18 protein-coding genes are annotated in these 20,893 nt (G+C 67.9%); 5 read left to right on the plus strand and 13 right to left on the minus strand.

Going from position 1 to position 20,893, the window contains the following annotated elements:
- Nucleotides 1-88 precede the first annotated feature (88 nt).
- Nucleotides 89-1,356 (plus strand): IS3 family transposase gene (locus tag BMW87_RS26560; RefSeq protein ID WP_093079942.1). Its coding sequence is split into 2 segments (ribosomal slippage): nt 89-445 and nt 448-1,356, totalling 1,266 coding nucleotides; the frame shifts between segments, so codons are not numbered across the junction.
- Between the two features lie 28 nt (nt 1,357-1,384).
- Here the strand turns inward: BMW87_RS26560 and BMW87_RS26565 are convergent.
- The 3 genes from BMW87_RS26565 to BMW87_RS26575 form a co-directional block, all read right to left on the minus strand.
- Complete coding sequence (locus tag BMW87_RS26565; RefSeq protein WP_093079945.1) at nt 1,385-1,858, minus strand: YXWGXW repeat-containing protein; 474 nt, start codon at nt 1,856-1,858, stop codon at nt 1,385-1,387.
- 96 nt (nt 1,859-1,954) lie between these two features.
- Entirely contained in the window at nt 1,955-3,025 is a 1,071-nt protein-coding gene (locus BMW87_RS26570; protein ID WP_093079947.1) for a lipocalin-like domain-containing protein, read from the minus strand.
- Nucleotides 3,025-4,110, minus strand: a complete 1,086-nt coding sequence (locus tag BMW87_RS26575) for a PLP-dependent cysteine synthase family protein (RefSeq protein WP_093079950.1) — start codon at nt 4,108-4,110, stop codon at nt 3,025-3,027. Before BMW87_RS26575 ends, BMW87_RS26570 begins: the two co-directional genes overlap by 1 nt.
- Nucleotides 4,111-4,219: 109 nt before the next feature.
- Here BMW87_RS26575 and BMW87_RS26580 point away from each other — a divergent pair, with 109 nt between their 5' ends.
- On the plus strand, nt 4,220-6,721 hold the full coding sequence (locus BMW87_RS26580) for a penicillin acylase family protein (RefSeq protein ID WP_093079952.1): 2,502 nt from the start codon (nt 4,220-4,222) through the stop codon (nt 6,719-6,721).
- A 13-nt stretch (nt 6,722-6,734) separates the two neighbouring features.
- Here the strand turns inward: BMW87_RS26580 and BMW87_RS26585 are convergent, their stop codons facing one another.
- The gene (locus tag BMW87_RS26585) at nt 6,735-9,338 is read right to left on the minus strand and encodes an FtsX-like permease family protein (protein ID WP_093079955.1); all 2,604 of its coding nucleotides are present in this window, start codon (nt 9,336-9,338) and stop codon (nt 6,735-6,737) included.
- Between the two features lie 81 nt (nt 9,339-9,419).
- Here BMW87_RS26585 and BMW87_RS26590 point away from each other — a divergent pair, with 81 nt between their 5' ends.
- A complete protein-coding gene (locus tag BMW87_RS26590; RefSeq protein ID WP_093079957.1) occupies nt 9,420-10,844 on the plus strand; it encodes a serine hydrolase domain-containing protein in 1,425 nt (474 codons plus the stop codon).
- A gap of 13 nt (nt 10,845-10,857) precedes the next feature.
- Here the strand turns inward: BMW87_RS26590 and BMW87_RS26595 are convergent, their stop codons facing one another.
- Genes BMW87_RS26595 through BMW87_RS26605 form a run of 3 tightly spaced genes read right to left on the minus strand, consistent with a single transcriptional unit; the run spans nt 10,858 to nt 12,945 of the window.
- Nucleotides 10,858-11,757 (minus strand): ADP-ribosylglycohydrolase family protein, encoded by a 900-nt coding sequence (locus tag BMW87_RS26595; protein WP_093079960.1) that lies wholly within the window; start codon nt 11,755-11,757, stop codon nt 10,858-10,860.
- Complete coding sequence (locus BMW87_RS26600; RefSeq protein ID WP_093057820.1) at nt 11,754-12,314, minus strand: NADAR family protein; 561 nt, start codon at nt 12,312-12,314, stop codon at nt 11,754-11,756. Before BMW87_RS26600 ends, BMW87_RS26595 begins: the two co-directional genes overlap by 4 nt.
- Nucleotides 12,315-12,327: 13 nt before the next feature.
- The gene (locus tag BMW87_RS26605) at nt 12,328-12,945 is read right to left on the minus strand and encodes a DUF4291 domain-containing protein (RefSeq protein ID WP_093079962.1); all 618 of its coding nucleotides are present in this window, start codon (nt 12,943-12,945) and stop codon (nt 12,328-12,330) included.
- An 86-nt stretch (nt 12,946-13,031) separates the two neighbouring features.
- Between BMW87_RS26605 and BMW87_RS26610 the strand changes: the two genes are divergently transcribed.
- Nucleotides 13,032-13,754, plus strand: coding sequence for an NUDIX hydrolase (locus BMW87_RS26610; RefSeq protein WP_093079965.1), 723 nt, complete (start codon nt 13,032-13,034; stop codon nt 13,752-13,754).
- A 23-nt stretch (nt 13,755-13,777) separates the two neighbouring features.
- On the opposite strand, the gene BMW87_RS26615 is transcribed toward BMW87_RS26610, so the two are convergent.
- From BMW87_RS26615 to BMW87_RS26635, 5 genes are all read right to left on the minus strand, one after another.
- Nucleotides 13,778-15,010 (minus strand): RNA polymerase sigma factor, encoded by a 1,233-nt coding sequence (locus tag BMW87_RS26615; RefSeq protein WP_093079969.1) that lies wholly within the window; start codon nt 15,008-15,010, stop codon nt 13,778-13,780.
- Nucleotides 15,007-15,369: a YciI family protein gene (locus tag BMW87_RS26620; RefSeq protein WP_093057816.1), complete on the minus strand. Its 363-nt coding sequence runs from the start codon at nt 15,367-15,369 to the stop codon at nt 15,007-15,009. Before BMW87_RS26620 ends, BMW87_RS26615 begins: the two co-directional genes overlap by 4 nt.
- 155 nt (nt 15,370-15,524) lie before the next feature.
- Entirely contained in the window at nt 15,525-16,886 is a 1,362-nt protein-coding gene (locus BMW87_RS26625; protein ID WP_093079971.1) for an NAD(P)H-dependent oxidoreductase, read from the minus strand.
- Nucleotides 16,887-16,890: 4 nt separating this feature from the next.
- Nucleotides 16,891-17,766: a phytanoyl-CoA dioxygenase family protein gene (locus tag BMW87_RS26630; RefSeq protein WP_093079974.1), complete on the minus strand. Its 876-nt coding sequence runs from the start codon at nt 17,764-17,766 to the stop codon at nt 16,891-16,893.
- A complete protein-coding gene (locus BMW87_RS26635; RefSeq protein ID WP_093079977.1) occupies nt 17,763-18,467 on the minus strand; it encodes a GntR family transcriptional regulator in 705 nt (234 codons plus the stop codon). Before BMW87_RS26635 ends, BMW87_RS26630 begins: the two co-directional genes overlap by 4 nt.
- Nucleotides 18,468-18,582: 115 nt before the next feature.
- On the opposite strand from BMW87_RS26635, the gene BMW87_RS26640 reads away from it, so the two are divergent.
- Nucleotides 18,583-19,548 (plus strand): threo-3-hydroxy-L-aspartate ammonia-lyase, encoded by a 966-nt coding sequence (locus BMW87_RS26640; protein WP_093079980.1) that lies wholly within the window; start codon nt 18,583-18,585, stop codon nt 19,546-19,548.
- A gap of 4 nt (nt 19,549-19,552) precedes the next feature.
- On the opposite strand, the gene BMW87_RS26645 is transcribed toward BMW87_RS26640, so the two are convergent.
- On the minus strand, nt 19,553-20,893 hold the full coding sequence (locus tag BMW87_RS26645; protein WP_093079983.1) for a TIGR03118 family protein: 1,341 nt from the start codon (nt 20,891-20,893) through the stop codon (nt 19,553-19,555).

A 20,893-nucleotide genomic window follows, 5' to 3' on the forward strand; every position in this document is an offset into this window, starting at 1 on the left:
AAAAAGGGAGCCGAGGCTCCCTTTTTTCATTGCATTGACCCGTCCTGAACTGGGTTGACACCTTTTCCTTCAAGAAAAGGCAAGTCAAATGGAATCAGGCGTCAAACGCACACAGCGCGACTACACACTGGCTTTTAAGCTGTCGGTGGTCGATCAGGTAGAAAAAGGCGATCTCACCTACAAGCAGGCTCAGGAGCGCTACGGCATCCAGGGCAAATCGACCGTGCTGGTGTGGCTGCGCAAGCATGGTCGCCACAGTTGGGGTTCGGCATCATCTCGGCTTCCCATGCCAGTACCGATCAAAAAATCCTCCCCTTCGCCTGCGCCGCTGACCCCCGAGCAGAGGATCAAGGCTCTTGAAGTCCAGCTTCGGGAGGCCAAGGAGAAGGCTCAGCTGTTCGAGGCGGTGCTCGATGTCCTGAAGAAGGACTATGGGGTGCGTGTCGTAAAAAAGCCTTCGGGCAAGTCCTCTCGCAAAAGCTCCTCCCGGGGCTGAGCGTATCGAGGGCTTGCCGCCATTGGGGTGTCAGCCGCCAGGCCTACTACCAGCCGCTGCAGCACCAGCAACAATGCCGTACCCGTTCTGACACGGTGATCGAGCTTGTGCGCTCGGTGCGCCTGCGCCAGCCCCGGTTAGGCGCGCGCAAGTTGCACCATCTGCTCAAGCAGCCGCTGCACCAGGCCAACGTGAGTCTGGGACGCGATGCATTGTTGGACGTGCTGCGCGAGGCTCACATGCTGGTTCAGCCCAGGCGGGCGTATCACAAGACCACAGACAGCCATCACCGGTTCCGCCGTCATCCCAACCTGCTCAAGGAGGGGCCCAACCAAGTGACCCCCACTGGCAGCGAGCAGGTATGGGTGGCCGACATCACCTACCTGCTGACCGATCGAGGGTTCGTCTATCTCAGCCTGGTGACGGATGCGTGGTCACGCAAGATCGTGGGCTATCACGTTCACGACAGCCTGCACACCGAGCAGGTCAGCCGGGCGCTGAAGGTGGCGCTCAAGAGCCGGCAAACGCAGCAAGCGCTGGTGCATCACTCCGACCGAGGGATCCAGTACTGCTCCAACGACTATCAGGAGATCCACCGACGTCACGGCATCGCGTGCTCGATGACGGACGGCTATGACTGTTATCAGAACGCGCTGGCCGAGCGCGTCAATGGGATCTTGAAGATGGAGCTCCTGCTGCACCGCCCCGCCGACCTCGCACAAGCCAGCCGGATGGTCCAGCAGTCCGTGCAGATCTACAACCAGGAGAGACCGCACCTGTCCCTAAAATTGAAAACGCCCGATGAGGTTCATCGGGCGTCTATCGCCGGCTGGATCAGGCCGGCTATACGTCCTTCATAGGTGTCAACCTATGGCAGGACGGGTCACATCAGCAGTTGCCTTTTTTCGCCTGGCCGGGCGGGCAGAAATCGCCGCGGTCGCGATCATGGTCATGGCCGCGCCGATAGTCGCGATCGTGGTCGCGGCGGCGATGCTCTTCTTCCCACTCGCGTTCACGGCGCGCTTCACGGTACGCCTCGCGCCGGCGCCAGTCGCCTTCGGTCCAGCGCCAGCCGCCGCGGTCCTCGACCCAGCGGCCAGGGGCATAGGCGTAGCCTGCGCGCTCGGGCTGCCAGCCGCCCGGACGCCATCCGTAGGCACGGCCATCCCAGGCCCAGCGGCCCGGCACCCAGACGAAGCCGCCGCGCGGCGGTGGCAGGGGTTCGTAGCGTGGCGGCGGCGGTGCCGTCATCACCAGCCCGGGCACATTGATGTTCACCGAGACCTGCGCGTTGGCGGCAAGGGGGCTCGCAAGGATGGAAAGGGCGCCGGCCACGGCCAGCACGGCAAGTCGAATCTTCATGGTGGGGATCCTCTGGTTTTCAGATGAGTTCTGGACATTATTCCCAACGCACGCGGGAGGCGGCTGGTTGTCAGTGCTTGTGCGCGGCTACAACGGTTACAGCTTCAGCGGTGCGGCGTAGCCGGTCATTTCCAGGTAGCCACGGCCCACACGGCGCCCCTGGGCGTCGAGCAGGTCGCTTACGCCTTCCCAGTACACACCGCCGGTCGAGCCGCGGCTGTCCAGTTCCTGGTCGTCGAGCAAGGCGCGCACCTCGAAGCTGCCGGAGGGCGTCTGTACGCGCCATTGCGTCGGGTACTTCGCCTGCGTGCGCGGGCTGTCCCAGGTCTTGAGGCTCTCGAAGCGGACTTCGTCGTTCTTGAAGGTGCGAGCCACGCCATCGCGCGGGCGGAACGAGCCGCCGCCCCACAGCGCGCTGCCGTCGCTGCGCCGCAGATGGAAGGCGGTGAGGGCGCTGCCGTCATCGAGGTTCATGCCGATCCAGTCCCAGCCCACGGCCTCGGGGTGCATCAGCGCTTCGCTCCATTCGTGGTCGAGCCATGCGGTTCCGCCCACGTCGAAGGCCTGTCCCTTCAGCGTGAGCTTGCCCTGCGCCTTGAGCTGCGGCTCGCTGTAGTAGTAGCTCGCCTGCGATTCATCGGGGCCCTTGCGCGAGAGGCCTGCGTTGCCTTGCAGCAGCACCGGCTGCGTGGGCGTGAAGCGCAGGTCGAGCGAGAACTCGCCGGCCGGAATGCGCGCGACGTAGATGCCGTCTTTTTCCCGCACCAGCGACCAGTCGCGGATGCGCACGTCGGTGTCGCTCGTGCTCGCCTCCGCTACGCCGAAGCCCGCGCGTGCGATGCGCTGGTCATGCAGCAGCACGCGGCCTTCGAGGTCGGTGACGGCTGCGTGCGCGAACACGAGGTGCTTCGCCGCGAAGGCCGAGCGCATGCCCTGCGTGGCCTCGACGCGCGAACGGAAGAAGGTCACCTGGTAGCCGAACTCGCGCCCCGCCAGCGTCTTCGCATGGCCGGTGATGTACCACCACTCGGTGTGCAGATCAGGGTGGCTGCCGAAGTCGCGCGGAAACTCCAGCCGGTGCTCGGGCAATGCCCATGCCGCCAGCGGACCCGACGCGAGCGCCGCCAACAACAGGCCGCGGCGCGACAGCAGTGGCATGGGAGACATCACGACGCCACCAGCGCATCGATGCGCTGCTGCGCCGGCCCGATGTCGCCGAAGGCGTTGCGCACCCAAGCCGCGTCGTGGTAGCTCGGCAGGTAGCGCTCGCCCGCATCGCACAGCAGCGAAAGAATGGAACCCTGCTGCCCGGCCGCGCGCATCTCCTGCGCCACGGCCAGCATGCCGATGAAGTTGGTGCCCGTCGACGGCCCGACCTTGCGGCCCAGCAGCGCCGACAGCGCATGCATGGCCGCCACCGAATCGAGGTTGGGCACTTCGATCATCCGGTCGACCAGCGTGCGGATGAAGCTGGGCTCCACGCGCGGCCGGCCGATGCCCTCGATGCGCGAGCCGGCGGCCGTCAGCGTGGCGTCGCCCGTGCGGTGGTAGGCCGAGAACACCGAGCCTTCGGGGTCGGGCACGCACACCTGCGTGTCGTGGCAGCGATAGCGCAGGTAGCGACCGATGGTCGCGCTGGTGCCGCCAGTGCCCGCGCCCACCACGATCCACTTCGGCACCGGATGCCGCTCGCGCGACATCTGCTGGAACATGCTCTCGGCGATGTTGTTGTTGCCGCGCCAGTCGGTCGCGCGCTCGGCGTACGTGAACTGGTCCATGTAGTGGCCGCCGGTTCGCTCGGCCAGCGCGCGGGCTTCTTCGTACACCTGCGCGGCATGGTCGACGAAGTGGCAGCTCGCGCCGTAGAAGGCGATCTGCGCGATCTTTTCGGGCGAGGTGGTGCGCGGCATCACCGCGATGAAGGGCAGGCCCAGCAGCCGCGCGAAGTAGGCCTCGCTCACGGCCGTCGAGCCGCTCGATGCCTCGACGATGGTCGTGCCTTCGCGCACCCATCCGTTGCACAGCGCATAGAGAAAGAGCGAACGTGCGAGCCGGTGCTTGAGGCTGCCGGTCGGGTGCGTCGATTCGTCCTTCAGGTACATGTCGATGCCGTGCGCCGCGAGCGAGGGCAGGGGCAGCGGGATCAGGTGCGTGTCGGCGCTGCGCTGGTAGTCGGCTTCGATGCGGCGGATTGCGCCGCCGAGCCAGCCGCTGCAGTAGGACGAGGAGGTGGAAGGTGTTTGCTGCTGCATATCGGCGCCAGTCTACAAGTCATGCCTTGTAACGCCCACAAGGTGCGATAAGGCACGCAAATCGGGATACTGTGCCCTGCCGTCTACAACAAGGCAGGAGACGAGACACATGAAAAGAACAAACCTGCGCCCCGCATCGCGGCGCTCGTTAGGTCAAAGGCATTCCTTCGGCGTTGTTGCGCTCGCAGCTTTCGTGCTTGCGGGTTGCGCGTCGGGGCCTCCCGGTTCGCAGACGCCCATGCGTCCTTCCTCATCCTTCGCCGTGCCCGGTCTCGAGAAGCCCGCCGAGGTGCTGGTCGACCGCTGGGGCGTGCCGCATCTTTATGCGGGCACGCTCTACGACGCATTCGTGGCGCAGGGCTTCATCGCCGCGCGCGACCGGCTGTGGCAAATGGATCTCTGGCGCAAGCGCGGCCTCGGCGAAATGGCGAAGGATTTCGGCCCCGCATGGGTCGAGAACGACCGCGCCGCGCGTGCCGTGCTCTACCGCGGCGACATGTACCGCGAGTGGCTGGCCTACGGCTCCGACGCCAAGCGCGTGGCCGAGGCTTTCACGGCCGGCGTCAATGCGTATGTGGCTCAGGTGCGCGCGCAGCCTTCGTTGCTGCCGCCGGAGTTCGCACTGCTGGGCTACCAGCCGGCCACGTGGTCGCCCGAAGACGTGGTGCGCATCCGGCATCACGGCCTCACGCTCAACTTCACGTCGGAGATCGATCGCGCCAAAGCCTACTGCGCGGGCGGCGCCGGCATCAAGGCCGACTGGCTGCGCCGCGAGCTCGATCCGCCGATCAACCCGCGCGTACCGCCGGGACTCGACCCGTGCACCATTCCTGCGGCCGAACTGCGCGCGGCCTACATGCGCGCAACCGAGTCGCCGCAGTTCACCAAGGCCAACACGCGGCTGGCGTCACCGGTGGCCCAACTGCCGGGCAGCGACGAAGCAGAACAACTGCAGGCCTCGCAAGGCGACCCGACCGGCGCCTACGGCAGCAACAACTGGGTGATCTCGCCGAAGTTCACGTCCACCGGCCGTCCCATCCTGGCCAACGACCCGCACCGTGCCCACGGTGCGCCCAGCCTGCGCTACATGACGCACCTGAGCGCACCTGGCATGGACGCCATCGGCGCGGGCGAGCCCTTCCTGCCGGGCCTGTCGATCGGGCACAACGGCACCATCGCCTTCGGCCTCACGCGCTTCTACATGGACCAGGAAGACCTGTACGTGTACCAGCTCAACCCGCGCAATGCCAGCGAGTACCGCTACCAAGGTCGCTGGGAGCCGATGGTGCGCGTCACCGAACGCATCGCGGTCAAGGGCGAGAGCGCGCCGCGCGAGGTGGTCAACACCTTCACGCGCCATGGCCCGGTGCTGCTGGCCGAGCCGGGCAAACAGCGCGCGTATGCCTTGCGCGCGGCGTGGCTGGAGCCCGGCATGGCTCCGTACTTCGGCTCCATGGACTACATGCGCGCGCGCAACTGGGACCAGTTCCGCGCGGCCATGAACCGCTGGGGCGCGCCCGGCGAGAACCAGGTCTATGCGGACACCAGCGGCAACGTCGGCTGGATTCCCGGCGGCCTCACGCCCATCCGGCCCAACTGGGACGGGCTGATGCCGGTGCCCGGCGACGGGCGCTACGAATGGTCGGGCTTCCGCAACGGCGACGAGCTGCCTTCGGAGTTCAACCCGGCGCGTGGCTATGTGGTGACCGCCAACGAGAACAACATTCCGCCCGACCATCCCGCCGCGAAGAAGGGCGTGGGCTACGAGTGGAGCGACGCGGCGCGTGCGCGGCGGCTCAAGGAGCTGTTCGCGGCCAAGGTGGCGGCGGGTTCGCGCTTCTCTGTCGAAGACTCGGAGCGCATGCAGAACGACATCGTCGCGACGCCCGCGCAGCGCGTGCTGAAGCTGCTGGCCGGCCTGCGCAGCGACGACGCGCAAACGGCAACAGCGCTGCGCATGCTGCAAAGCTGGGACGGCACCATGGACCGCGACAGCGCGGCCGCCGCGCTGTACGAGGTGTGGAGCAGCAAGCCGCTGCGTGCCGCCGTGCTCAAGGCCGGCGCAGGCGATGCAGGCGCCGCGCTGGCCGCGCCCGGCGACAACACGCGCATGGTGCTGCTGCTCGAAAACCCGTTCGGCTGGGTCACGAACGAGCAGCGCGATGCACTGCTGCTGAAGACACTGCCAGTAGCGATGCAAGAGCTCACCACCAAGCTCGGCCCCGACCCCGCGACCTGGAAGTGGGGCGCGCTGCACCGCGCCGAGTTCCGCCATCCGCTCGGCGGCGTGGTCGATGCCGCCACGCGCAAGAAGCTCGACGTGGGCGACTGGCCGATGTCCGGTTCTTCCTTCACGCCGATGGCGGCCACCTACCGGGCCAGCGACTACAAGCTGACGGCGGGCGCATCGTTCCGCATGGTGCTGGACGTGGGCAACTGGGACGCCTCGCGCGTCATCAACACGCCGGGCCAGTCGGGCAACCCGGAGAGCCCGAACTACCGCGACCTTGCGCCGCTGTGGCTCGAAGGCAAGTACGTGCCGCTGGTCTACAGCCGGGGGGCTGTCGAGAAGGAAACGGTGGAGCGGATCCAGTTGACGCCGGCGCGCTGAGACGCCGAGGGCGCTACCAGTCTTCCTTCACCGCCAGCACCACGTCCTTGCCGGCGGCGGCCCGGCCCGCCATCCAGGCCGTCACCGTGCCGGCGGCCACCACCGCCGCGCACAGCGCCAGCAGGCGGCCCCATGGCACCAGCAGGTCCATGCTCCAGTGGAAGCTCTGCGGGTTCACGACCTTCACGAGCACCACCGACACGGCCAGCCCCAGTCCTAATCCGGCCACGGCGCCGATGGCGGTCCACGCGGCGCCTTCACCGGCCACCACTGCCAGCACCTGCCTTCGCGTGAAGCCCAGGTGCGCGAGCAGCCCGAACTCCTTGCGCCGCGCCAGCACCTGCGCGCTGAAGCTCGCGGCAATGCCGAACAGCCCGATGGCGATGGCCACCGCCTGCAGCCAGTAGGTCACCGCGAAGCTGCGATCGAAGATGCGCAGCGAGGTCGCGCGGATCTGCCCCACCGATGCGATCTCGACGGACTCTGCGGACGAGCCGCCCTGGCGTGCTGCCAAGGCGCGCACCGCAGTCTGCACCGCGCCTTCCGACGCTCCGGGCGCAAGCCACAGCGCCACGTCGCTCACATTGCGCTCGCCGGTGATGCGCTCGAAGTCCCGCGCATCCATCGTGACCGTGCCGAATTGCCGCGCGTAGTCGCGCCACACGCCCGCCACGAAGAACGTTTGCGCCTTCTTCGAACCCGCCCGCAGGCCCATCGCATCCGACAGCGGAGTGAAGGCCGTGCCCGGTTTCGCGCCATACAGCTCCACCATCGGCTCGCTCACGTAGATGCCGATCTGCCCCTCGGGTACGGGCAGTGCGGCACCCACCAGTGGCAACGACTGCGTTGCCCCGCCTTCCAGGCTGCGCGCAATCAGCGTCACGGTGGGCCGTGTCGCATCGAGCTGCAGCGATTGCGTGCGCAGCGTGCCCGTGCGCGCCACGCCGGGCAACTGCGCCAGAGACTGCACGAAGGCCGGCGAGAAAGTCGCGGTGTCGGTGCTGCTGCTGTTGCCGCTGTTGCTGCCGCGTCCGCCCGAGGTGGCGCGCACGTACAGGTCGGCCGGCAGCACCACGTCGAGCCAGTGCGTCACCGAATCACGAAAGCTCGCGACCATCACCGTGAGTGCGACCGCCAGGCTCAGGCTTGCCACCACGCCGCTGACCGCCACGGCGGCCGTGCCGCGCATGCGGCGCGCGCGCTCCACCGCCAGCATCGGCAGCACGCGTTGCGCGAACATTGGCGCAACTCGGTCGTACAGCAGCGCGATCAGCCAGGGCAGGGCGGTGATGCCTCCGACCAGCAGGCAGCCCACCGACAGGTATGCCGCCACCGGGATGCCGCCGATGGCCGGCACGTTGGCCAGCACCGCGCCCAGCGCGATCAGCCCCAGCGCCAGCCAGTGGCCGTTGCCCTGTGTGGGCGCGGCGCCCAGGCCCTTGAGCGTCTGTGCTTCGGGCAGCGCCTGTGCCGCGCGCGCGGGCCACCAGCCGCCGACCAGCGCGGCCAGCACGCCCAGTCCGCCGTACAGCAACGCCGAGCCCGCGCTCCAGTGCAGCGTGGGCGCCACGCCTTCGAAGTACCCGCCACCGAGGTCTCCGCCCAGAACGCGCAACGCAAAGGCCGCGAGCGCCGTACCCAGCGCGAGACCCGCCGCGCTGCCGATCAGCCCCAGCACCAGCGATTCGGCCAGCACCAGCCGCAGCCGTTCGCGCGGCGTGAGGCCGAGCACGCCGAGCAGCGCGAACTGCTGCGCGCGCTTGGCCACGCTGAGCGCCAGCACCGAGAAGACCAGGAACGCGCCCGTGAACAGCGCCACAAGCGCCAGCACCGTCAGGTTCACGCGGTAGGCGCGCGACAGATTGCTCACGCGCTGGGCCGCATCGCCGGGCTCGGCAAACTGCACGCCCACTGGCCAGCCCGGCGACTGCTGCAGCGAGGCCATGAAGGCGGCCCTGTCGGTGCCGGGTGCCAGCCGCAGGTCGATGCGGCTGAGCCGGCCGATCTGGCCGAACAGCTCTTGCGCGGCCGCGATGTCCATCACCGCGAGCGCCGTGCCGCTGGCGGCGACATGGCCGGCCACGTCGAGCTTGTGCCATGCGTCGCCGCTGCGCAGTTGCATCGTCTCCGTCGTTCCGGCGGGCGTTTCCGCCGGCAGGCCCAGTGCGCCGCGCGCCGCGGCGTTGAGGAACACATGGCCCGGCGCGAACAGCGAGAAGCGGTCGGCACCGGCCGCGGCCTGCGGCATCAGCGCGGGCGCGATGGTCGGCAGCACCAGCGCATCGACGCCCATCACGCGCATCGGCACCTGGCGCTCGCCGGCCAGCGCCAAGCCCTGGAACTCGACCACGGGGCTCGCCAGCGCCACCTGCGGGTGCCGGGCCAGCCGCTCGAACACGGCCTCGTCGAAGCCGCCCTGTACGGCGCGCACTTCCAGGTCGGGCTGGCCGTTGACAGAGCGCACCGCGCTCGCGAACTCGTCGAGCGCCGACGCGTTGATCAACTGCACCGAGAAGGCCAACGCCACGCCCAGCATCACGGCCAGCACGGCCGCCGCATTGCGCCAGGGGTGGTGGCGGAGTTCCTGCCAGGAGAAGGTGGTGAGCAATGCGCGCATCGGGCAATTGTCGCGGCGCGCGCGGTGTTACACCGCCGTGGCACGATGGCGCCTCTTCGACGACGCCTGAGGAATCCGACGATGCGGCTCTTGCCCCCTGCCCTGTACCGCCCCTGGCTTGCGGCCTGGCTCATCGCACCGCTGCTGGCAGGCCACGCCGCCGCACAGCTTCAGCAACCCCTGACACTCGCCAGTGACCCGACGGTGCTGGCCAAGGCCGCTCTCGGTGCCGAGCGGGGCACGCTGGTGGTGGGCACGCTGCGCAACGGCCAGGCGTCCTACGGCGCCGCCTACAACCCCGAGCCTCCGTCGTCGCCGCGCGCCATCGCGGCTGGCAGTGCCGAGCAGCCGATGTTCGAGATCGGCTCCGTCACCAAGGTCTTCACCGGCCTGCTGCTCGCGCAGTCGGTGGAGCGCGGCGACCTCAAGCTCGACGACACCGTGGGCAAGCTGCTCGCCGGCAAGGTCGAAGGCCCATCGTCCGCCGTGGCCTCGGTCACGCTGCGCCAGCTCGTCACGCATACGGGCTGCATGCCCGTGATGGCCGATGGCGTAACAGGCGGCGCGCCGCTCGCCGAACAGTTCCGCACCTTCGACAAGCCCATGTTCTGGGCGTCCCTCGCGCGCATCAAGCTCACTGCCGCCGCGCCGCCGTGCGAGGGCGCGTACAGCAACTTCGGCATGGCGCTGCTCGGCCAGTTGCTGGCCGAGCACTACAACACCTCGTGGGGCGAGCTGGTGCGTGCGCGCATCACCGAGCCGCTGGGCATGAACGACACCGTGATCTCGCTCGGCGACAAGGCCTCGCGCATGGCCCCGGCCTTTGCCGGCGACCGCCGCCAGCCGCTGTTCGACATGCTGGCCTACGCACCGGCCAGCGCGCTGCGCTCCACCGCCGCCGACATGATGACCTTCAGCCGCGCCATCCTCGCGGGCGCCAGCGGCCCTCTCGGCCCGGCCGCCGCGCGCATGCTCACCCCGCTGGCGCGCTACGAGGGCGCCGATATCGGCTACGCAGTGATGGTGCGCGGCCCCGAAGGCGGCCGGCGCACCTACTGGCACGCAGGCGTCACCGAGGGCTACCGCACGCTATGGCTGCTCGCGCCCGACACCGGCGAAGCGATGATCGTCCTCAGCAGCAACGCACGCGCGCCGATGCAGCCCGTGATGCTGGCCATCGGCAAGAGCCGCTACCCGGTGCCGACGGTGGAAGTGCCCGTCGATCCGAAGCGGCTGGAAGACTACAAGGGCGAGTTCCGCGTGACGAAGGCCAAGTCGCTGAGCTTCACCGTGCGCAGCGGCAAGCTGCTGGTGCGCGAGACCGGGCGCGGCTACAACGCGCTAACGCCCACCGGCAACGACCGGTTTGCCGTGACCGGCATCGGCGCGCAGTTCGTCTTCCGGCGGGATACGGGGAATGCGGTGGTCGCGGTGTCTCTGACGCAGGGTGGCAGCCAGCTCGATGCGAAGCGGGTGGGGGAATCGGTCGCTGTGCCGCAGGAGTGATTGCGCGACACGACTAGCTGGCCAACTCCAGCAACTGGTCGGCCATCTGCTCCATTTCGCCGCGCATGACGAGCTGCCTGAGCCAACTCTCCGGAATGCCGCCGAAGCCGTAGAAGGCACCAGCCAGCTGGCCGCAGATCGCGGCGGTGGTGTCGGCGTCGTCGCCGAGGTTGGTCGCAGCGAGCACGGCGTCCTCGAAGGATTCGGTGTGCGCAAAGCACCAGAGCGCCGCTTCGAGCGATTCGACGCAGTAGCCCGATCCCTTGATGCGCTCGATGGGCTTCGAGGCGTAGTCGCCGCGCGCCAGTGCCGCGACCTTCTCGCTCAGCGGCTCCATCGGCACGGTCGCAAGAATCGCCGCCTTGCTTTCGCCGCGCAATGCCGCGCGCAACTGCAGCGCGAAGAGTCGCGAGCACTCGATCGCCTCCAGCGCACCGTGCGTGGTGCGCGTGCTTTCGCCGGCCTGCTGCCAAGTGGCCTCGGCGCTCGCTGCATAGAACATCGGCACCGGTGCGAGCCGCATCAGCGCGCCGTTGCCGGCCGTGCGCGGATCGGGGTCGCCCGAGAACGGATCGCCCGACGCGAGGTAGCGGGTAAGAGCGCCCGACACGGTCAAACCGATGTCGAAGCACTGCCCGGTGCTGCTCATGTAGCCCACGCTGCGCCAGTTGCAGTAGCGGTTCATCTGGTCGACCGCATTGAAGCCCTTGCGGTGGATCAGGCTCGCCGCAAGGCACAGCGTCATCGAGGTGTCGTCGGTCCATTCGCCGGCAATCAGCCCGAAAGGGCCACCGCCCTGCATGCCGGTCACGGGCGCGAAGGTGCCGCGCGTGCGGAACTCGACCGTGGTGCCCACGGCGTCGCCGCAGGCCAGGCCGAGCAGGCAGCCTCGATAGCGTTCGATGCTGGTCATTGCGCTTTCCTCAGCGCATCGCGTGCGGCCATCAGAGCAAAGCCCAGCAGGTTGAGGCCCATCCATTCGCGTGGCTCTTGCGCCGCAGGATCGGTGGCCGCGAGGCCAATGCCCCAGATCGAATCGACCGGGCTGGCCTCTACCAGCACCTGATGGCCGGTGCCGAGCAGGAAGGCGCCGAGTGCTGGGTTCTGCGAGAACTTCTCGATGTTGCCCTGCGTCACGATGTCGAGGCGCGCAGCCACCCATGCCGCTTCGTCAAATCCGCGGATCTTGCGGCCGAGTTTCTTGGCTTCGCCCGGCGTGCGGGCCGCCAGAATCTGCTCGCAGGTTTCCGCATCATCGAACAGGCGCGACTTGCCGGCCATCATGAAATGCTCGGCCGTGCGGTAGTGCGTGCCATCGACGGTGAATTCGGCCTCGAACCACTGGCTGAAGCAACTCTTGTTCACGCCGGTCTTGGGCGCCTGGTGGCCCCAGAACAGCAGGTACTCGGGCTGATGGCCCTGTGCGAAATACGCAGGCAGATCCTGGATGCTGCGCGGTGTCGTCGTCATTTCTTTTTTCTCCTCAGGTGCCGATGTCGAGCGGATGCTCCACCGGCAATTGCAATTCGGGGTTGTCGTTTTGCGCCAAGGGGCGCTGTGCGTCCACGAAGGCGCGCATGTCGATGACCTCCAAAAGTTCTTCGCTCGCAAAAGCCGCGAGCGTACGGCCGCGCAAGCCCAGCTGGATTGCACGGCGTTCCAGCTTGTGGCCGCTGGGCGAGTGATCCGGGTCCCATTGCAGGCGCACTTCCGAGCTCTCGACCGCTGCTTGCCATGCCTCGCGGCTCGGGTAGCTGAGGCTGAAGGTCGATGGCACGGCCTCGCGCACCACGCGCTCGAAGAAAGCACGGCGCAGGCGCAGGCCGAGCGTGATCTCCTGGCCTTCCTTGGTGCCCCAGCCGCAGCGGTACATCATCCAGAGGAAGTTGGGCTTGATCCAGCTCATGCGCGAAAGGCTGAAGTCCGGGCCGTCGAGTCGGCCGTGGCGGATCGCATATTCGCCGATGGCGGGGCGGTAGGCCTGGTACACGACGACGGATGCCGCGTCGTGGTGGGCGAGGATGTGTTGGCCGCTCTGCGGCCAGCGCGCGCGTTGGGCGACGTGCGGTTCGACGGGAAGGGGTGTGACAGCGTTGTTCATTTCTTGCTTCTTCTTTTTTGAGTTGCCCTATGCAACTAATTAAGGGTTGTATAGTACAACTAATCAATCCGGAGTCAAGCCTTCCTGTGAGCACCCCCTCGTCAAACTTTCCGGCCCTGACCTTCCCGCGCCCGCTGGTCACGGTCGATGTGGTGACGTTCACCGTGCTTGACAACGCGCTGCAAGTCCTACTGGTGAAGCGGCCCTCCGACACGGTCGAGCCGTTCCCCGGCAAGTGGGCGTTGCCGGGCGGCTTCGTGAACATCGACGAAGACGCCACGCTGCTCGATTGCGCCTTGCGCAAGCTGCGCGAGAAGACCGGTGTGGTGACGCCCTATCTCGAACAGCTCGGCAGTTGGGGTGGCGCGCAGCGCGATCCGCGCGGCTGGTCGGCCACGCACTGTTTCTATGCGCTGATTCCCGCGGAGGCCATGCAGTTGCGCAGCGGCGCCAACGCGCCCGAAGTGGCGTGGTTCGAGGTCGATGCCGCTTCGCGCAAGCGGCTGGCCTTCGACCACTGCGAACTGCTCGACGCGGCCGTTGCCCGGCTGCGCAGCAAGGTCGAATACACCTCGCTGCCGGCCTTTCTGCTCGAAGAGCCGTTCACCCTGCCGGCGCTGCAGCAGACCTACGAGGTTGTTCTGGGCCGCGGTATCGACAAAAGCGCCTTTCGCAAGCGCATGCTCGACGGCGGGTTCATGGAAGAGGCGGGCATGGTCACCGGCAGCCTCGGCCGACCAGCTATGAGCTACCGACTGCGCGACCGTTCGCAGGCGGCGCTGTTTCCCCGCACGTTCAACGCGAAATAAGTCCGAGGCCTTGAGCCGTTCGCTCAGAGCCGATCCGACATCGCATGCAGGTACGCGCGAACCGCCGCGCTGGCGCTCAGGCCGATGGCGCGGTCATAGGCCTGCCGCGAGGCGGAACGTGCGCCGCCGGCCGCGAGCAGGTGCGCACGCGCCGCCCAGAACGGCTGGTAGTTCGCTACCTCCAGCGCGGGAATGGCTTCGAGCGCCCGCAGGCCGATTTCGGGGCCGCGCGCGTTCGCCAGCGCGCAGGCCCGGCTGACCTGGGCGCCGATGCTCGGCCGCAGCGCCAGCAGGCCTTCGTACAGCGACACCAGCACTTCGGGCGCGACCGGCGCGCCCACGCGGCGTTCGCAATGGGCCGACTGGATGGCCGCTTCAAGCTGGTATGCACCGAGAGATTTCATGTCCGATGCCAGCCGCAGACAACGTTCGGCCTCCGCGAGCAGGTCCGGGTCCCAACGCAGCGGGTCTTGCTGGTCGAGCGGCACGTACGCGCCGGTCTCGCTGCGACGGGCCGCGGCGCGGCTTTCGCAGAACAGCATCAGCGCGAGCAGGCCCAGCGGCTCGGGCTCGTTCGGCATCAGGCCGCACAGGATGCGGCAGAGGTCGATGGCCTCGGCCGTGAGGCCGCGGGGCAGGGCGTCGGCGCCGTCCACGTCGTCCCAGCCGGTGCCGTAGGCGGCGTAGATGCCGTCGAGCACGTCCTGCAGCCGCTGCGGCAGGTCGCGCGCCTGCGGGTATTCGAATGGAATGCCGGCTGCGCGGATGCGGGCCTTGGCGCGAACCAGCCGCTGGCCGAGCGTGGCTGGCGCGGTGAGAAAGGCGCCGGCCATGCGTGCCGCGTCGAGGCCGAGCACGGTCTGCAGCATGAGCGGCGCGCGCGCCGGCGCGTCGATGGCCGGGTGCGCGCACACGAAGAGCAGGCGCAGTCGCTCGTCGGGCACGGCCGCGCCGTCGGTGGTGCCTTCGTCGACCTCGCCGGCCAGCAGCAGCAGGCTCTGCGTGGCCGCGTCCTGCACACGGGTGTGGCGCCAGGCGTCGAGCTTGCGGTGCCGGGCCACGCTCAGCAGCCAGGCATCGGGCTGCACGGGAATGCCGTCGGACGGCCAGCGCTCGAGCGCCCGCGCAAAGGCGTCGGCCAGTGCGTCTTCCGACGCGGCGATGTCGTGCGTGCGCGCCGACAGGATGGCCAGCAGCCGCCCGTAAGAATCGCGCGCCGCACGTTCGGCGGCTCTCTGAACCGCCGGATCACTCATGCGGCTACGGCGGTCGCCATGAACACAGGCCGTATCTCGACCCCGCCACTGGTCGCGCAGGGCGCGCGCGCAGCCCATTCGAGCGCGGCGTCGATGTCGGGCACGTCGACCACGAAGTAGCCGCCGAGCTGCTCCTTGGTGTCGGCGAAGGGGCCGTCCTGCACCTGGCGCTTGTCGCCGCGCACGCGCAGCGTGGTGCCGGTCATGGGCGGGAAGAGGCCGTGGCCGCCGAGCGAGATGCCGGCCTGGCGCACGGCGTCGGCATACGCGACCCAGCTGGCCCGGTAGGCCTGCGAGGACGCGTTGTCGCGCTGTTCGAATTCGGCCGCGGGCTGATAGAACATCAACATGTACTGCATGGTGTCTCTCCGTCAAGGAAAAGGCTGTTGAGCAAGATCGCTCACCACAATGACGGCCCGCCGGCGGTCATTTCGACACGGGTTCGTGCCGAGCAGATTATTTTTTATGCGATTGCCGTTTGGCGCAACGGTTGCACCACCTATGCCCTAGGCCGTCATGCTGCCCTGGCCCTGATGGAGGGTGCGAACATGGTTTCCATTTCGTTGCGAAGCCTGTAGGCGGCGGTCGAGGTGTCGATCGCCACGTCGGCCCAACTCAGGCTCTGGCCCTTCTTCACCGGGCGCACCAGCTTGACGTTGTGCGCCAGCCCGAGCGGCAGGCCGCCCAGGCGCAGCGAGCGCTCGGCCGGCAGCAGCTTGCCCCAGACCGTGTAGCCGCCTTCGCCGTCGAGCATCTCGCCCGCCGCGAGGTCGCGCTTGGCTGTGGCGACCACGTCGGCGTTCCAGCAGGTGGCCACGCCGGTGGGCTCGCCGCGCAGCGCCACGCTGGCCACCGACATGCCGACCTCCAGGCCGATCAGGTGCCAGCGCTTGTAGAGCGTGAAGTAGCGCCCGCTCGGGTCGGTGTGGGCGTTGTATTCCTCGAAGCAGTTCTTGATGTAGTCGGTTTCGGCCTCTACCGTGACCCACACGCCCATGCGGATGTCGTAGGGAATCTTCCGGCCATCGGCTTCGAGCGAGGACACCACCTCGACCATGCCCTTGCGTTCGAGCACGCCGCCTTCGCTTTTCGGCCGCGTGACGAAGGGAATGTCTTCCACGCTCGCGGGCGGATAGAGCAGGCCGTCCGAAGGCACCGTGAGCCCGGTGGCGTTGGCCACCGCCGAGCTTTCTATCGACGGCTTGGAGCCGTCGAGAAAGCTGTTGAACATCTTCGGGTTGAGCCCGCCACGTTTTGCCTGCTCGGGCGTGAGGCCGTAGTTGCCCCACACCGTCTCGGGCGTCGATTCGGTGAAGTGCGGCAGCCACTTGTGGCCGCGCCCGGCCGCCACCACCGGAAAGCCGCAGGTGCGCGCCCAGTCGACCAGGTCGCAGATCAGCGCGGGCTGGTCGCCGAAGGCCAGCGAATAGATCACGCCGGCCTGCTGCGCCCTGTGCGCAAGCAGCGGGCCGCAGAAGGCGTCGGCCTCCACCGTCACGTTGACCACGTGCTTGCCGTGCGCGAAGGCGTCGAGGCAGTGGTCGACCGCGGCGATGGGGTTGCCGGTGCACTCGACCACGATGTCGATGGAAGGTTCGCGCGTCACCGCCTGCCAGTCGTCGGTGATCCAGGTGGTGCCGTGCTTCAGCGCCTCTTGCACCGAGCCAGCCGCGGCGCGCTCGGGCTGCCAGCCCACGCGTTCGAGGTTGACGCGGGCAGCGTCGGGCGAAAGATCAGCAATTGCCACCAGCTGCACGCCGGGCGTGCGTGGAATCTGTGCGAGGTACATCGAGCCGAACTTGCCGGCACCGATCAGGCCGATGCGGATGGGGCGGCCTTCGGCGGCACGTTGTTGCAGGCGGGTGTGCAGGCTCATGGGGTCAGGCCTCCGCGGTGTCGAGCACGTCGAGCGAGGTGCGCAGTGCGCTCTCGGGCAGGCCGTTTTTCCACGGCACATCGACCGGGTACGGCTTCAGCAGGCAGTCGTCGGGCAGCATCTCGATGGGCGTGAAGTCGCGGTGCGCGATGTACTCGGGCCGCTTGTGGCGCCGGATGTGGTTGCTGACCGCGCACAGGCTCAGGTACACCGCCACGCGGTTGAAGGGTGACAGATTGCTGCCCGAGGCATGCACCAGGCAGCTGTGGAACAGGATCATCGAACCGGCCGGCCCCTTGGGCGAGACGATGCCGCCGTGCTTGCCGCCCGCGCGATCGACCAGTTGGCGGATCAGGTCGTTGTCCACGGTCCACAGCGGGTAGCTGGTGGTCGTGAGGTCATGCTTCGCATCGACCACGCCCTTGCGGTGGCTGCCCGGAATGAACATCAGCGGGCCGTTGTGCTCGGTCACCTCGTCGAGAAAGATCGCGACGTTCATCGCGCGCTCGGTGGGCATCAGGTCGTCGTTGAGCCAGGTGCCGTAGTCCTGGTGCCACTGCCACACGTCGCCCTCGAAGGCCATCTTGCCGTTGATCTTGAACTGGTGCATGTAGACCTCTTCCTCGAAGAGATCGGTCACCGGGCCGACCATGCGCGGGTGTCGCGCCAGCCGCGCGAAGGGCTCGCTGATGAGGTGCGCGGCGAAGTTCGTGCGCACGGCGTCGGAGCCTTTCTCGCGCACGTTGAAGGCCTCGCGCCTGCTGTAGAGATCGGGCACCGCGTCGGTCAGCACCTTCGTCTCTTCGGCCGAGAAGTGGCCGGGGAAGAACAGATAGCCGTCGCGCTCGAACTGCGCGCGTTGCTCGGGGGTCAGCTTCATGCCTTGTCTCCTTTTTTCGTGGGAATGACGGATGCGGCTCGCGCCAGTTGCTGCGCGAGCCGTTCGCTCAGTGCCTCGCTGGCCCGCGAGACGTGTTCTTCGCTCAGGCGCGAGGCGCGCTCGACGTTGCCGGCGGCAATGGCCGCGGCAATCGCCTCGTGCTCGTCCCACAGCGATTCGCGCTGCGGCTCGGCCTGCAGCACCGCACCCATCGCGCGGCGCAGGTGGCGCCAGTGCGGATCGGCGCTCTGGCCGATCAGCGGGTTGCCAGATGCCTCGTAGATGGCCTGGTGAAAGGCCACGTCGGCATCGATCATTGCTTCGACATTGCGTCCGCGCGCGGCACGCCGGCCGCGCTCGATGAGTTTCGGGTCGATGCGAAAACGCTGCTGTGCCGCCAGCCGAGCGGCCAGCACATCGAGCGCGCCGCGCACCTGGTAGACCTTGCGCATCGCCTCGGCTTCCAGCGGCGCCACCAGCACGCCGCGGCCGGGTGCATCGAGCACGAAGCCGTCTTTCTTCAGCAGCCGAAGCGCCTGCAGCACTGGCTGTCGCGACACCGAGAGGCGGGAGGCGATGTCTTCCTGCGTGATGCGCTCACCCGGCGCGAGCGTGCCGCTGCTGATGGCGCCGAGGAGGGCGCGGTAGACCTGATCGACGAGGTCGGGGGCGACTTCGATGCTGACGAGCTGGGCGGGCATGGGTGGCTTTCTTTGAACTCTGTATACAGAGTACGGAGTTTACGGCCGACGCGTATCCCGGGTTTTTACCCATCGGGGCTGCAAAAATTTGCAAGCCGCCGCTAAGCTCGGACACATGCAACTACCTACCTACGACGACGTCATCGCCGCGGCCGCGCGGCTCGAAGGCCACGCCCACCGCACGCCGGTGCTGCGTTCAACCACCGCCAACGAGCGCTGGGGCGCCGAGTTTTTCTTCAAGTGCGAGAACTTCCAGCGCATGGGTGCGTTCAAGTTCCGCGGTGCGTTCAATGCGCTGTCCAAGTTCGATGCCACGCAGCGCAAGGGCGGCGTGATTGCGTTTTCATCGGGCAACCATGCGCAGGCCATTGCGCTGTCGGCGCGCCTTCTGTCGATGCCGGCCGTGATCGTGATGCCGAAAGACGCACCAGCCGCCAAGGTCGCCGCCACCAAGGGCTACGGCGCCGAAGTGGTGATGTACGACCGCTTCACCGAAGACCGCGAGGCGCTGACCAAGCAGCTCGCACAGGAGCGCGGCATGACGATGATCCCGCCCTACGACCACCCCGATGTGCTCACGGGCCAGGGCACGGCGGTGAAGGAACTGATCGAGGAAACCGGGCCGCTCGACCACCTGTTCGTGTGCCTGGGCGGCGGCGGGCTGCTGTCGGGCTCGGCGCTGTCGGCGCGTGCGCTGGCGCCTGATTGCAAGGTCTACGGCGTGGAGCCCGAGGCGGGCAACGACGGCCAGCAGTCGTTTCGCGCGGGGAAGATCGTGCACATCGAAACGCCGAAGACCATTGCCGATGGCGCGCAGACGCAGCATCTGGGCGAGTACACCTTCGGCATCATCCGCCGCGACGTGGACGACATCTTCACCGTTACCGACGAGCAACTCGTCGATGCGATGCGCTTCTTTGCCGAGCGCATGAAGATGGTGGTGGAGCCGACAGGCTGCCTCGCCTTCGCGGGTGCGATTGCTGCGGGCAAGGCGATTGCCGGCAAGCGCGTGGGCATCGTGATCAGCGGCGGCAACGTCGACCTGTCGCGCTACGCGACCTTCCTCGCGCCGCAGACATAAGGCTTCAGGCCGTGCGCAGCGAACCGAAGAGCCCTTCGGTTTCGTCCTGCGGCCCGGCCGCGAAGTACAGCGCATTGCTGTCGCCGAGCGCCACGCCATTGCCGAACTGCAGGCCCCAGAGGCCGGCGATGGACACGGGCCGGTCCTGCGCATCGCGCAAGTCGTCCACATACTGGCCGCTGGCCGGATCGAAAGCGCAGATGCGGCCCGCCCCGCCGAAATTGCCGACCAGCAGCAAGCCCGACAGCGCGCCGAAGTCAGCGGGCGCAATGGCCACGCCCCAGGGCGCGTTGAGCCGGCCGTCATCCGCATAGACGCGCAGCAGACGACCATCCAGATCGAATTCGGCGAGCCTGCCGCGCGAGGGGCGATTGCCCGTTGCGGCTTCGGCCGCGGCATCCAGCGCATCTTCCTCGCCGGCGTGGAAGGCATGCGCTTCGGCTGGGCCGGCCTGGCTGATCGCATACAGCACGAACACCCGGTCCCGGGTTCCGTCGTTCACCACCTGGATGTTGAAAGGCACTGGGTCGCCCGGCCGTGCCGCGCCTGCCGGTCCGCTCGCGAAGGGGTTGGCGAAGCCCTGCGTCGGCACCAACTGCCACTGCGCGTCCAGTGTGCGTATCTGCGGTTGCGCGCCGAAGTCGGCCAGCCACAGCCGGTCCCAGCGGCCGGTGTGGATGGCGGCGCCGAAGAAGGCCATGCCCTGATCGGCACCGTTGAAGACCTCCACGGCCGGGCCGTCCATGCGCACGATGGCGCCGCTGTCTGCATCGCGCTCGGTCCAGGCGCTGACGCTACCGCTGTTGGTGACGAAGACGAAGCGCGCCGAACCGTCCAGCGTGCGCTCGCCGGCCGGCTGGCCTTGCACCCGGAACAGGTCCGAAGTCAGGGCCGCGCCGTTGAACACGACGCCGGTGACCTTGCCTGCGCTGTCGTCGCTCGTGCTGGCATCCGAGCCCGGTACGGTCACTTCGCGCAGGCCGTCTTGGTGCAGTGCGCGCAATGCCGGGTCGGCCGAACGCGTGACGTCGCCGAGGTATTGCCAGGAGATGCCACCGCCGCCAACCCAGAAATGGCCGCCGGCACCGGCCGGGCGGATGGCGATGCCCCAGCCGTTGATGAATTCCGGCTCCGTGAAGGAAGCGCCGTAGCGGGTGTGGCTGGCCAGCAAATTGGCCTGGCGGTATCGGTTGGCAGCGGCGCTATTGCTGCTGCCGCTGTTGCCGCCACCACAGGCGGCCGGCGCTGATGAACATTGGTTGGCAGCGGTGTCGTTGCCCCCGCCACAGGCGACTAGCGCCGATGAAGCGAGCGTGCCTAGAACGAAGTTTCTTCTGTCGAGCAT

It is taken from the genome of Variovorax sp. OV084 (assembly GCF_900111625.1).
Classification (GTDB): Bacteria; Pseudomonadota; Gammaproteobacteria; order Burkholderiales; family Burkholderiaceae_C; genus Variovorax.